This is a genomic window from Streptomyces sp. GQFP, from assembly GCF_021545335.1.
In the GTDB taxonomy this organism is placed as follows: domain Bacteria; phylum Actinomycetota; class Actinomycetes; order Streptomycetales; family Streptomycetaceae; genus Streptomyces.
In genome coordinates this window covers 2,009,355-2,021,812 of record NZ_CP089312.1, presented here as the reverse complement: position 1 = coordinate 2,021,812, position 12,458 = coordinate 2,009,355, and the positions used below count along the sequence as shown (strand labels likewise).

Below are 12,458 nucleotides of genomic sequence, written 5' to 3'. Positions count from 1 at the left end.
GCGAGGCTGCCGCCTACTTGTACATGTGGCGTGGCTTGCGCAAAGGCGGCACAGTAATCGAGTCGGCTGTATCACCAACCCGGCCGTGCCTGCCTGCCCCACAGCAGGCGGCCCGGCTCGGGCGGCGGCGGGGTGCCGGCCCTGAGCGGCCAGGCGAGCAGCATGCCCGCGAGGAAGCCGACGATATGGGCGGCGTACGCCACGGTGCCGGCCTCGGAGACGCCCTCGCCGGACGAGTACACCGCCTGCAGCACGAACCAGAAGCCCAGCACCAGCCAGGCCGGCAGCCGCAGCGGCAGAAACACCAGGAAGGGCACCAGGACCCACACCCTGGCCTTCGGGAACAGCACCAGATAGGCGCCCAGGACACCGGCGATCGCCCCGGAGGCGCCGATCAGGGGGTCGCCCGAGTCCGCGTTGACAAGCGCGAAGCCGTACGACGCCGCGTAGCCGCAGACGACGTAGAAGAGCAGATACCGCACATGCCCGAGCCGGTCCTCGATGTTGTTGCCGAAGATCAGCAGGAACAGCATGTTGCCCAGCAGGTGCAGCCAGCCGCCGTGCAGGAACATCGCCGTGAAGACGGACAGCACAGGTGACTTGTCGTAGGTGGGCGGGCCGATCACACAGCCCGGCCCGCCCGTGCCGATCCCAACGTCGCCCGTCGGGACCACGCGCGGCAGCTGGTGGTGGATCAGTTCCCGGGGCACGGCGGCGTACTGGTCCAGGAATGCCTGGAGGTGGCACAGCTGTGCCAGGCCGCTCTCGCCCGTCACCGAGCCCGCGATGCCGGGCATGGAGAGGAACACGAGGACGTTCGCGGCGATCAGGGCGTACGTGACCCAAGGGGTGCGGCTTGCGGGGTTCACGTCATGGACAGGGATGACCACAAGGAAGTAGTGCCCGCGATGCGTCCCGTGAACCGGTGAACGCGACTGTCCGTGTGTCCGTATCTGTCCTCAACGTCCGCGGCACGGCGAAGGCGCGTCGCGGGGACGAGGTGAGGAACAGGCGATGAACGACCGAGTTACTCCTCCGATGGTGGCTCTGCCGAACGGGGAGGCTGAACTGGCCCTGGTGGTCCACCTGCCCTGGGAGGACGTGGCGCGGCTCGGCCAGGAGGCGGGGCGGTTGGCCACGCAGATGCAGCGGCCTGTGTCGCTGGACGAGGCTGTCAGCCATCGGCTGCGGTCCAGTGGGTTGGGCACCCACGCGAAGCCGGCGGGGGCGCAGCCGCCTCCGGCGGTTGCGCCATCGGCGTCGGTGTCGTCGTTGCCGTCCCGGCCGCCGGCGGAGCAGGCTCGGCAGGCTATTGATCGGATCAACGGGACGGCCTAGCGGTAGGGGGGGGCGGTTCGTTGCCGGGTGCGGGCTGTGTGTGGCTTGTCGCGCAGTTCCCCGCGCCCCTAGGTAAGTCTCCGTACCGCTGCTGATGCCTTCCTGGCCGCTACCAGTACCGGGTCCCAGACCGGGGAGAACGGGGGCGCGTAGCCCAGGTCCAGGGCTGTCATCTGTTCGACTGTCAGGCGGGCTGTCAGGGCCACCGCCGCGATGTCGACCCGCTTTGCCGCGCCCTCGCGGCCTACGATCTGGACGCCCAGGAGGCGGCCTGTGCGGTGTTCGGCGAGCATTTTCACGGTCATGAGGGCTGCGCCGGGGTAGTAGCCCGCGCGGCTCGTCGACTCGATGGTGACCGTTTCGAAGCGGAGGCCCGCTCGGTGTGCGTCCTTCTCGCGCAGGCCGGTGCGGGCGATCTCCAGGTCGCAGACCTTGCTCACGGCCGTGCCGACGACCCCGGGGAAGGTGGCGTAGTCGCCGCCGGCGTTCGCGCCGATGACCTGGCCGTGCTTGTTGGCGTGCGTGCCGAGGGCGATGTGCCGTTCCCGGCCGGAGACGAGGTCCAGGACCTCCACACAGTCGCCGCCCGCCCAGATGTTCTCGTGGCCGCGCACCCGCATCGCCAGGTCGGTGAGGAGGCCCCCGTGGTCGCCCAGGGGGAGTCCCGCCGCGCGGGCGAGGGTCGTCTCGGGGCGGACGCCGATGCCGAGCACGACCACGTCCGCCGGGTATTCGGCGTCGTCGGTCACCACCGCGCGTACCTTGCCGTCCTCGCCCGTGAGCAGTTTGGTGACCTCGGCCTCGTTCACCATGGTGATGCCCAGGCCATCCATCGCCTCGCGCACCAGGCGGCCCATGTCCGGGTCGAGCGTGGACATGGGTTCCTGGCCGCGGTTGACGACGGTCACCTCGTAGCCGCGCTTGATGAGCGCCTCGGCCATCTCCACGCCGATGTAGCCCGCGCCGACGACGACCGCGCGTCGGCCCTTGGTGGTGGTCAGGGTGTCCAGGAGGGCCTGGCCGTCGTCCAGGGTCTGTACGCCGTGCACCCCGGGGGCATCGATGCCCGGCAGTTCCGGGCGGATCGGACGGGCCCCCGTGGCGATCACCAGTTTGTCGTACGACGTCCATGACTCGGCGCCCGTTTCCAGGGCACGCGCGCGTACCCGGCGGCCGGGGACGTCGATCTCCATGACCTCCGTCCGCATGCGCAGGTCGATGTCCCGGGCCAGGTGCTCCTCGGGTGTACGGGCGATCAGTCGGTCCCGGTCCGGGACGTCGCCGCTCACCCAGTAGGGGATGCCGCACGCCGAGTAGGAGGTGAAGTTGCCGCGTTCGAACGCGACGATCTCCAGCTCGTCGGGGCCCTTGAGCCGGCGTGCCTGCGACGCGGCGGACATGCCCGCCGCGTCGCCGCCGATCACGACCAGCCGCTCGGTCCCACGCTTCGTGTCCCTCGTACGGTCATCGCTCGCGTTCATGCTCATACGAACACGCTACGGGGACCCCGCATTTCAGTCCCGGTCGGTTCTGATCAGTTCTGGTCAGTCCTCGTCCGGGTTGGTCGGCTGCGTCGCCGGGCCCGTGGTCGTCGCCGGGGTGGGGCGGTGGCGGCGGGTGCGGGTCAGGCGCAGCCAGGCGAACAGCAGCAGGGCCGCCACCGCCGCGAACGGCAGTACGGCGGCGATGGCCACCACGATCCAGCGCAGCATCGTCACGAACGCGTCCCAGCCGCCCGAGAGGGCGTCCAGGAAGCCGGGGTCGTCGTCCTCGTCGGACTCCTTGGCCGGGGTCTCGGACAGGGAGAGGTTGATCGTGGCCAGGGTCGTGCGGTCCTTCAGGGAGGTCTGGCGGGCGAGCAGCGACTCCAGGTCGGCCTGGCGGCGGCTCAACTCGCCCTCCAGGGTGACCACATCGGAGAGCTTGGTGGCCTGGTCCATCAGCTCGCGGATGCGGTTCACGCTGGCGCGCTGGGTGGTGATGCGGCTCTCCACGTCGACGACCTGCTCGGTGACGTCCGTCGCCTCCGCCTCCCGGTGCAGCAGCTTGCCGGTGCCCTCCAGGTCGGCGAGGACCTCCTCGTACTCGCCGACGGGCACCCGCAGGACGATCTCGGTGCTCTCGCTGCCCTCCTCGCCCTCCTCGCCCTCCTCCTCGTTCAGGGTCGTCGTCTCGCTGCCTACATAGCCGCCCGCGTTCTGCGCGGTGGTGCGGACCTTGGCCAGGGCCTTGGACACGTCCTTGACCTGCACGGAGACGGACACGGTACGGATGATGTGCGCGCCGGCGGCGGGCTGGGGTGCGGTGCTGGCCTGGGCGGCGCCGTCCTTGCCGCTACCCGGCTTGCTGTCGGCCTCGGCCTCGGCCTGTTCGTCCAGGGCGCCCGGGGCGGCCACTGCCGCGTCGCCGCCCGCGTCACTGGCGGTCGAGCCGGAGTCGTCGGCGCCGGTGCAGCCGGTGAGTGCGAGGGCTGCGGCGAGCAGGATTCCCGCCAAGGCCTGAACAGGTCGTAGGGAGCGTCGTGTACGGCTTGTGCGCAGGGTGTTCATCTTGCGGATCCCCCCGAGGGCTGTCGTCGGACCGTCTTGGACCGTCTTGGACCGCCGTGGTGCACGGCTGACGTTCCTTCGACGCCCGAAGGGTTCGAGACGTTGGCCGGTTGTGGTCCCGATGCGGTCACGGTCGGGACTCGTGCCGGACACCGGGGAGCGGTGTGCGCCGACGGGAGTGTCAGTGGGGTCTGAGAGGGTGGTGACATGAGCGCAGTGGAGGCCCGTGCGGGTGCCGGGCATGTCGTCGTCATCGGGGGCGGGATCGCGGGTCTGGCCGCCGCGCACCGGCTCCTGGACCGGGGCGTTCGGGTCACGGTCCTGGAGGCGTCCGAGCGCGTCGGCGGCAAGCTGCTGCCCGGCGAGATCGCGGGCGCGCGGGTCGATCTCGGCGCCGAGTCGATGCTCGCGCGCAGACCCGAAGCAATCGCACTCGCCCGCGAGGTCGGCCTCGACGACCGCCTCCAGCCGCCCGCCACCTCGACGGCCTCGATCTGGACCCGGGGCGCCCTGCGACCCATGCCCAAGGGGCACGTCATGGGCGTCCCCGGCAGCGCCTCGGCCCTGTCCGGCGTCCTCTCGGAGGAGGGGCTGGCCCGGATCGAGCGCGACGCCGACCTGCCGCGCACGGAGGTCGGGGACGACGTGGCGGTGGGGGAGTTCGTCGCCGCGCGCCTCGGCCGCGAGGTCGTCGACCGGCTGGTCGAGCCGCTGCTGGGCGGGGTGTACGCGGGTGACGCGTACCGCATCTCGATGCGCTCGGCCGTGCCCCAGCTCTTCGAGGTGGCGAAGAAGCAGGCGTCCCTCACGGAGGGCGTGCGCGGCATCCAGGCCCGGATGGCCGCCGCCCCCCAGCAGACCGGCCCGGTCTTCATGGGCATCCAGGGAGGCGTGGGCCAACTGCCGCTCGCCGTCGCGGAGTCGGTGCGCGCGCGGGGCGGCGAGATCGTCACCGGGGCACCGGTGACCGAGCTGCGCCGGGTCGCCGGGACGTCGGCGGCGTGGCGGGTCGTGACCGCGGACCGGGTGTTCGACGCCGACGGGGTGGTCGTCGCCGTACCGACCCCGGTGGCCGCGGACCTGCTCCGCGCCGAGGCACCGGCCGCCGCGGCCGAACTCGCGGGCGTGGAGTACGCCTCGATGGCCCTGATCACCCTGGCCTACCGCCGCGCCGACGTCAGCCTCCCCGAGGGCAGCGGCTTCCTCGTCCCGCCCGTCGACGGACGCACGATCAAGGCGTCGACGTTCGCCTCCCAGAAGTGGGGCTGGATCGCGGAGGAGAACCCGGACCTGCTGGTCCTGCGGGCCTCCGTCGGGCGGTACGCCGAGACGGAGATCCTCCAGCGCCCCGACACCGACCTGGTCGACGTCTCGCGCCACGACCTCAAGGAGGCCACCGGACTGACGGCGGCCCCCGTCGAGACCCGCGTCACCCGCTGGGACGACGGCCTGCCCCAGTACCCCGTCGGCCACCACGCGCGCGTGGACCGCATCCGCGATCACATCGCCAAGCTCCCGGGCCTCGCGGTGTGCGGCGCGGCGTATGACGGCGTCGGTATCCCGGCGTGTATCGCGAGCGCGTACGCGGCGGTGGACGCGGTGAGCGCTTCGCGGGGGGCACGGGTTTGAAGCTGCGGGTTCGTCGTGGCTGGTCGCGCCCACGCGGCGGAGCCGCAGATAGGCACAGCCCCGCGCCCCTTGGGGCGCGGGGCGAACCGCACGGAGTTCGCCCCCGGTGCGAAGCGCCTCCGGCGGAGCGGGAGAATAGGCGCATGAGTGACGACGCCCCCACCACCGAGTCCGGCCGGATCCCGAACAAGGGCAAGCTGGCCAAGGACCTCAACGAGGTCATCCGCTACACCCTGTGGTCCGTCTTCAAGCTGAAGGACGTCCTGCCCGAGGACCGCGCGGGCTACGCCGACGAGGTCCAGGAGCTGTTCGACCAGCTCGCCGCGAAGGACGTGACCGTCCGCGGCACGTACGACGTGTCGGGGCTGCGCGCCGACGCCGACCTGATGATCTGGTGGCACGCCGAGACCGCCGACCAGCTCCAGGAGGCGTACAACCTCTTCCGCCGCACCAAGCTGGGCCGCGCACTGGAGCCGGTGTGGTCGAACATGGCGCTGCACCGCCCCGCCGAGTTCAACCGCTCGCACATCCCGGCGTTCCTGGCCGACGAGACGCCCCGGAACTACATCAGCGTCTACCCGTTCGTGCGCTCGTACGACTGGTACCTGCTGCCCGACGAGGACCGCCGCCGGATGCTCGCCGACCACGGCAAGATGGCCCGCGGCTACCCGGACGTACGCGCCAATACGGTCGCCTCGTTCTCCCTCGGCGACTACGAGTGGCTGCTGGCCTTCGAGGCCGACGAGCTGTACCGCATCGTCGACCTCATGCGCCACCTGCGCGCCTCCGAGGCCCGCATGCACGTCCGCGAAGAGGTCCCGTTCTACACGGGCCGTCGTAAGTCGGTGGCTGAGCTGGTCGAGGGGCTCGCCTGACCGGAGGCGGTGCTCTGCGGTCGGCCGGGGGCCGGGCCCGCCGCGCGGCGGCGTAGCCGGATGCCGCGTCCCCGGGAGACGCAGCGCCGGGCACCGCGTCTCCCGGGGACGCGGCACCGGGCGCCGCGAGGGCGTCGGGCGGCCGGTCGCCTGTCTCGCCCGATGGGCGCCCGCTTCACGCGCCTTGGGCGGCCTTCCCGCTGGATGCCTTCAGGGAACGGCCGACCGGGGCCGCCGGGCGCGGTTCCGGATGCGGGGCGCAGTCCGCGCCCCGCGCCGGCAGGCGGCCCGTCAGCAGATACGTGTCCAGGTGGGCGTTGACGCACTGGTTCGGGCCGCCCGCGATGCCGTGCGTGCCCGCGCCCCGCTCGGTCACCAGGGCCGAGCCGGACAGCCGGCGCCGCAGTTCGAGCGCGCCCGCGTACGGTGTCGCGCCGTCCCGTTCGGCCGCCAGGATCAGCACCGGCGGCAGCTCACCCGGGCCGGTCCGGACGTCGAGGGGCGTCTGCCGGGGCGCCTGCCAGTAGGCGCAGGGCAGGTTCATCCACGCGTTGTCCCAGGTCTCGAAGGGCGCCGTGCGGGCGAGCCGGGTGTTGTCCCGGTCCCAGACCTGCCAACTCGTCGGCCAGGGCGCGTCGTTGCACTCGACGGCCGTGTAGACCGCGTTGCCGTTCTCCGCCTCGGCGGCTGCCTCCGTCACCGGTGCCGCCTGGTCGATCAGCGGCTGCGGATCGCCCTTGAGGTAGGCGGACAGGGCGTGGGCGCGGTGCGGCCAGTAGTCGTCGTAGTACCCGGCCTGGAGGAACGCACCCTGCAACTGGCCGGGCCCCACCTTCCCGCCGGCCGGCTCGGCGGCGAGCTGAGCGGCAGCCTTCTCGTAGCTCCGTAGTACCCCATCCGGCGTGGCACCCAGGCCGTACACGTCGTCGTGCTTGGCCACCCAGGCCCGGAAGTCGGCCCAGCGGGCCTCGAACGCGGCCGACTGGTCGAGGTTGTTGCGGTACCAGACGCCGCCCGGGTCCGGGTTCACCACCGAGTCGAACACCATCCGCCGTACGTGCGAGGGGAACAGCGTCGCGTACAGCGCCCCGAAGTACGTGCCGTACGAGGCGCCCATGAAGGTCAGCCGGTCCTCGCCGAGCGCGGCGCGCAGGACGTCCAGGTCACGGGCGTTGTTGAGGGAGTGGTAGTGGCGCAGCGCGTCGCCCGAGCGCTCGGCGCACCCGCGCGCGTACGCCTTCGCCTCGGCGATCCGCTCCATCTTGAACGACTCGGAGGGGTGCGCCGGTGCCTGCGTGGGTCCCTTGAAGAAGTGCTTGGGGTCCTTGCAGGACAGGGGCGCCGAGCGGCCCACCCCGCGCGGGGCGTACCCGACCAGGTCGTACGCCCCCGCGATGCGCTTCCACTCAGGGATGACGCCGATCAGCGGGAAGAACATGCCGGAGGCGCCGGGGCCGCCCGGGTTGTAGACGAGGGCGCCCTGGCGCTCCACCTTGTGCTCGGGGTCGCGCGGGTTCTTGCCGGTCGCCTCCGCCCGGCTGACGGTGAGCTTGATCTGCTTGCCGTCGGGGCGCGCGTAGTCGAGCGGCACGGTGACGGTGCCGCAGCGCAGACTGTCCGGCAGCTCCTCCTCCGCCGGGCACTTCCCGAAGCGGATCCCGGCGGCCCCGGCGCGTGCGGCGGCCAGCACGGAGCCCCGGAACTCGGCCGAGCCGGGACCGCCCGGGCGGTCGGGCAGGCCAGGGGCGCTGTCCGCCGGGGCGGCGGCCAGGGTGGTCAGCAGCAAGGACCCGACAGCCGTGTAGAGGGCGGCAGCTCGCATTCGCGTATCCCTTCGGTGGCAACAGAAGGGATGTTTCGGGCGAGGGTAGGTGAAGGCAAGCACCGCCCGCCCGGTGTCGCCGCGAGCACTCCTATGCGCCCCCGAACACTCCTGGGGCGCCGGGGACGAGGGTCAGCGCAGGCGTTCGCGCAGGGTGGTGTCCTGCGGCTCCCGGTGCGCGAAGGCCGCGCGCAGATCGGGCTCGCCGACGGCACGCACCCCGAGTACGGCGACGGAGGTGAGGTACGTCCGGTCGTCGCCCGCGCCGCGGTGGCCGGCGGTCCTGGTACGCCGGGACAGGCCGGTGAGCAGGCGCTGTCCGGCCGGTGACGCCCAGCGCGAGTACGGGTGGACCTCGATCCGGGCGATCGCGAGGCAGCTCAGGGTGAGGACGAGGGGCAGCGCGAACCAGAGGGCGACCAGGTCGCGCGGCACGGTGTCCCGCCCCGGCAGCAGCAGCGCCACCGAGCCCAGCGCGATGACGGCCAGTGCGGCGGCCTGGGCCTGGCGGACCGCGAACGCGATCCCGCGCCTGGCCCCGTCGGGCACGGCCAGGCCCGCCGCGACGAGCCGGTCCGCGAGCCCCCGTACGGCCTCGGTGCCGGCGGCGGCCGTGCGTACCGGAGCGATGCGGGACTGGCCCTCCGGTCCGATGGCGCCTATCACCGACCGTTCCATCTCGTCGCGCCCGCTCGGGTCCACGACGGTCGCCCAGCCGGTGTGGGCGAGCAGCAGCCGTCTCTGACGGGCCATCGACACCAGGGTGAGATCGGCGACCCGGGCCGGTCCGCCGGACAGGAACGCGGCCTCGTACAGCGTCAGGTCACGCCCGCGTCCGCCGGGGCCCGCGTCCGGATCGACGGCGGCCGCGTGCACGGCGGCCAGACAGAGCCGGGTGCACGCCGTACCGGCGGCGATCCAGGCCAGCAGCAGGAGGAAGGACCAGAACATGCCGTTGTTCTATGCGAAGGGGTCCCGGAACGCCATGGGCTTTCAGGATATGGACGAGGTATGGCCGGTACGTGACGTATGGGCGGTGGCCGGATCAGGGTTCCTGGGAAGGCTCAGCAGGCTCCGAGGGCTCAGCGGGCTCTGCGGGCTCGGTGAGTTCCCCGACCTCCCCGACCTCCCCAACTTCCGGCGGCGGGCTGGTCGCGGGCGGCGGCAGCGGATAGGTCGAGACCGGCGAGGGTGTCACCGGGACGGCCGACGCGGGGTCGGCCGTCGGGCCGGGCGGGGCCGGGGAGTTGGTGAGCGGCGGGGTGCTCGCGGCGGCCATGTCGGTGGCCAGGGCGTCGAAATCGACGTACCCCGTGGCCTCCAGGACCTTGATGTGGTCCAGCACGGTCGTGTTCGCGTCGTCGGCGAGGGCGCGGACCAGGGAGTTGCGGGTGCTCGCGCGGACCTGCGCGACGACGGAGAACACCTTGCCGTGCGCCATCCGCAGCAGGTTGGCGAACTCACGGTCGAAGTCCTCGCCGTGGGACGCGTTCATGATGCCGAGCCATCCGCGCTGCTGCTCGCTGGGCTGGTTCGGCAGTTCGAGCCCGAGCCGCGACGCCACGTCCCGGACCCGAGCGTCGAGGAACGTGTGTCCCTCGATGAGATGCAGGCCCGCGGTCCGTACGGCCTCGGTGGTGCCGCGCTCCTGGGCCTGCTGACCGGCGGGCAGTTCCCACAGCCCGGCCAGCCGGACCTTGGTGAGGAACTCGCGGTCGAGCGCCGACAGCGGACCGAACCGCGTCGACACGCTCTGCGCGTTGAGCACGGCCGCGCCGGTACCGGAACGGTCCGTGTACGACCAGACCGGGAAGATCAGTGCGACGAGGGTCGCCGCCAGTCCCGCGATGATGAGCCCGGTGCCGCCCAGCCCGGGACGTTGGATGGATCGCATGGTGCCTTCTGCCTCCTGTTGCGGCACCGCACGCTAATGCGCTTCGGACACGAAGTTCGCATCTTACTGCGGGCGCTACGCCAACTGCCGTACGAGGAGGGACGGCTGAGGGGAGGGGGCGGACGACGGATGGGGGAGCGTACGCCTCGCGCATACCGCCCGAAACGCCAACAAGTGGGCCTCGTGGGCGAGACGTGTGTACCGCGCTGTTAACCCCCGCACAGTTCGCGGCGATTGGAGCCGGGGTGGCTCAGCGGCGCAGGAGTACGCGGCGGGTGGCGCGGGCCAGCCGGGCGGTCGGCCGCTGGGAGCGCGGGGCCGGGCCCGAGCGGTCCAGCCACCACTCACGCAGTCGCCGCCGGACCTCCGCGTCCTCGGGCTGCCCGCCGAGCAGCAGATGCGCGGCGAAGTCCAGCGCGTCGTGCCGGTAGCCGTCGGCCATGGGGTGCCCGTGCGCGTACGCGAGGAAGGCCGGCCGGTATCCGGCCCCCAGGATCTCGGGCAACTCCGGCGCGACCTTCGCCACGACATCGGCCCGCTTCGCCCCGAGCGCCCGCGACTGCACCCCGAGCCGCACCCGATCGAACCCCTCCGGCACGGGAGTCCCCGCGACAAGCGCGGAAAGCAACGCGGCCTGCGCAAGGGCGAGCCGCTGCCGGGCCCCTTCGGGAGCGGCGGCGGAGCTGTCACCGCGGCCGGCCGCGTCGCTGACGGCGGCGCCACGACTGCCAGCCACCTCGCCGGCCGACGCCTGCGATGCGGCCGACGCCTTGGACGCGGCGGTTTCCGGCACGGTTGGGGCTTCCGGCGGGGCTGCGACTGATGCCTGTGTCTGGCCGGTCGGGGCCTGCGATGAGGCGGGCGCTTTCGACTCGGGGGTCTCCGGCACCGCTGCGGCAGGGACCTCCGGTGTGGCTGTGGCCGAGGCATGTGCCTGGCTGGTCGGTGCCTGCGATGCGGCCGGCGTTGTTGACGCGGGAGTCTCCCTCATCCCTGCGGTCTCCGGCACGGCCGGGGCCTCCGGCGTGGTCGCCGCCGAAGCCTGCGCCTGGCCTTTCGGTGCCTGCGATGCGACTGGCGCCTTGGACGCGGCGGTTTCCGGCACGGTTGGGGCTTCCGGCGGGGCTGCGACTGATGCCTGTGTCTGGCCGGTCGGGGCCTGCGATGAGGCCGGCGCTTTCGACTCGGGGGTCTCCGGCACCGCTGCGGCAGGGACCTCCGGTGTGGCTGTGGCCGAGGCATGTGCCTGGCTGGTCGGTGCCTGCGATGCGGCCGGCGCCTTGGACGCGGCGGTTTCCGGCACGGTTGGGGCTTCCGGCGGGGCTGCCGCTGATGCCTGCGTCTGGCCGGTCGGTGCCTTCGTCGGGGCGGTCTCCGGCACCGCTGCGGCAGAGACCTCCGGTGTCGCCGTCGCCGTAGCCCGCGTCTGCGTGGACGCGGCCCGAGCCAAGGCTCCCCGTATCGACGCCAGTTCCCGCTTCAGTTCGTCCGCCTCGGGGAAGTTGTCGTCCCGTTCCAGTAGGACGCCGGGTGGGGTGACGCGGGAGGCGAGGTTCGTGAGGATGTCGAGGACGGTGTCCGGGATCGGGTGGGCGTGGCTGTCGTGCCAGACGCCGTCTCGTTCGAAACCGCCTGCGACATGGACGTACGCGATCGCCTCGACGGGCAGTTCGGCCAGGGCCTGTGCCGGGTCCTCGCCTCGGTTGACGTGGTTCGTGTGCAGGTTGGCGACGTCGATGAGGAGGCGTACGCCGGTCCGGTCGGCCAGTTCGTACAGGAACTGGCCCTCGGTCAGCTCCTCGCCCGGCCAGGCGATCAGCGCGGCGATGTTCTCGACCGCCAGGGGTACCGGTAGCGCCGCCTGGGCGATACGGACGTTCTCGCACAGCACGTCGAGCGCGTCCCGGGTGCGGGGGACGGGCAGCAGGTGGCCGGCCTCCAGGAGGGGGGAGGCGGTCAACGGGCCGCCCGCGCGGACGAACGCGATGTGCTCGGTGACCAGGGGCGAGCCCAGTGCCTCGGCCCGCTCGGCGAGCGCGGTGAGCCGGTCCTCGGCGGGCCGGTCCGCACCGCCCAGGCCCAGGGAGACACCGTGCGGGACGACCGTCACGCCACGCTCGCGCAGCCGCAGCAGCGACTCGGGGAGATGCCCCGGGCAGAGGTTCTCGGCCACGGCCTCGACCCAGTCGATGCCCGTCATGGCCTCCACGGCGTCCGCGATCTCCGGCCGCCACCCGATGCCCGTACCCAGGTGCCCAAGTTGCTCCAGTCGCTTCATCGTCCGTCCCTTCTACGACCTTCTCGGTCCACGGAGTGATGGCCCCGGCCCCCGGGATCGAACCCCTCCCGGG

Annotated in this window: 9 protein-coding genes and 2 pseudogenes; 3 read left to right on the top strand and 8 right to left on the bottom strand. The window is 72.4% G+C overall.

Going from position 1 to position 12,458, the window contains the following annotated elements; all coding sequences use genetic code 11:
- Positions 1–71: 71 nt before the first annotated feature.
- The gene (locus LUX31_RS08815; RefSeq protein WP_235474224.1) at positions 72–890 is read right to left on the bottom strand and encodes a rhomboid family intramembrane serine protease; all 819 of its coding nucleotides are present in this window, start codon (positions 888–890) and stop codon (positions 72–74) included.
- Positions 891–1,014: 124 nt separating this feature from the next.
- Between LUX31_RS08815 and LUX31_RS08810 the strand changes: the two genes are divergently transcribed.
- Entirely contained in the window at positions 1,015–1,338 is a 324-nt protein-coding gene (locus tag LUX31_RS08810; protein WP_235474223.1) for a hypothetical protein, read from the top strand.
- Between the two features lie 68 nt (positions 1,339–1,406).
- On the opposite strand, the gene LUX31_RS08805 is transcribed toward LUX31_RS08810, so the two are convergent.
- The gene (locus tag LUX31_RS08805; protein WP_443046045.1) at positions 1,407–2,819 is read right to left on the bottom strand and encodes an FAD-dependent oxidoreductase; all 1,413 of its coding nucleotides are present in this window, start codon (positions 2,817–2,819) and stop codon (positions 1,407–1,409) included.
- A gap of 63 nt (positions 2,820–2,882) precedes the next feature.
- Positions 2,883–3,887, bottom strand: a complete 1,005-nt coding sequence (locus tag LUX31_RS08800) for a DUF4349 domain-containing protein (protein ID WP_235474221.1) — start codon at positions 3,885–3,887, stop codon at positions 2,883–2,885.
- Positions 3,888–4,094: 207 nt separating this feature from the next.
- On the opposite strand from LUX31_RS08800, the gene hemG reads away from it, so the two are divergent.
- Positions 4,095–5,516, top strand: a complete 1,422-nt coding sequence (gene hemG / locus LUX31_RS08795; RefSeq protein ID WP_235474220.1) for a protoporphyrinogen oxidase — start codon at positions 4,095–4,097, stop codon at positions 5,514–5,516.
- A 143-nt stretch (positions 5,517–5,659) separates the two neighbouring features.
- Positions 5,660–6,391 carry a hydrogen peroxide-dependent heme synthase gene (gene hemQ / locus LUX31_RS08790; protein ID WP_235474219.1) on the top strand — a complete coding sequence of 244 codons (732 nt, stop codon included), beginning with the start codon at positions 5,660–5,662 and terminating at the stop codon, positions 6,389–6,391.
- Positions 6,392–6,566: 175 nt separating this feature from the next.
- On the opposite strand, the gene LUX31_RS08785 is transcribed toward hemQ, so the two are convergent.
- The 5 genes and pseudogenes from LUX31_RS08785 to LUX31_RS37815 all read right to left on the bottom strand — a co-directional run.
- Positions 6,567–8,213: an alpha/beta hydrolase gene (locus LUX31_RS08785; RefSeq protein WP_235474218.1), complete on the bottom strand. Its 1,647-nt coding sequence runs from the start codon at positions 8,211–8,213 to the stop codon at positions 6,567–6,569.
- 132 nt (positions 8,214–8,345) lie between these two features.
- Positions 8,346–9,164, bottom strand: coding sequence for a TIGR04222 domain-containing membrane protein (locus LUX31_RS08780; RefSeq protein WP_235474217.1), 819 nt, complete (start codon positions 9,162–9,164; stop codon positions 8,346–8,348).
- Positions 9,165–9,258: 94 nt separating this feature from the next.
- Positions 9,259–10,107: a DUF4142 domain-containing protein gene (locus LUX31_RS08775; protein ID WP_235474216.1), complete on the bottom strand. Its 849-nt coding sequence runs from the start codon at positions 10,105–10,107 to the stop codon at positions 9,259–9,261.
- Positions 10,108–10,357: 250 nt separating this feature from the next.
- Positions 10,358–10,771 (bottom strand): annotated as a pseudogene (locus tag LUX31_RS37820) (endonuclease); the annotation flags it as partial.
- A 779-nt stretch (positions 10,772–11,550) separates the two neighbouring features.
- Positions 11,551–12,385: pseudogene (locus LUX31_RS37815) on the bottom strand (DUF692 domain-containing protein); the annotation flags it as partial.
- Positions 12,386–12,458: the final 73 nt, after the last annotated feature.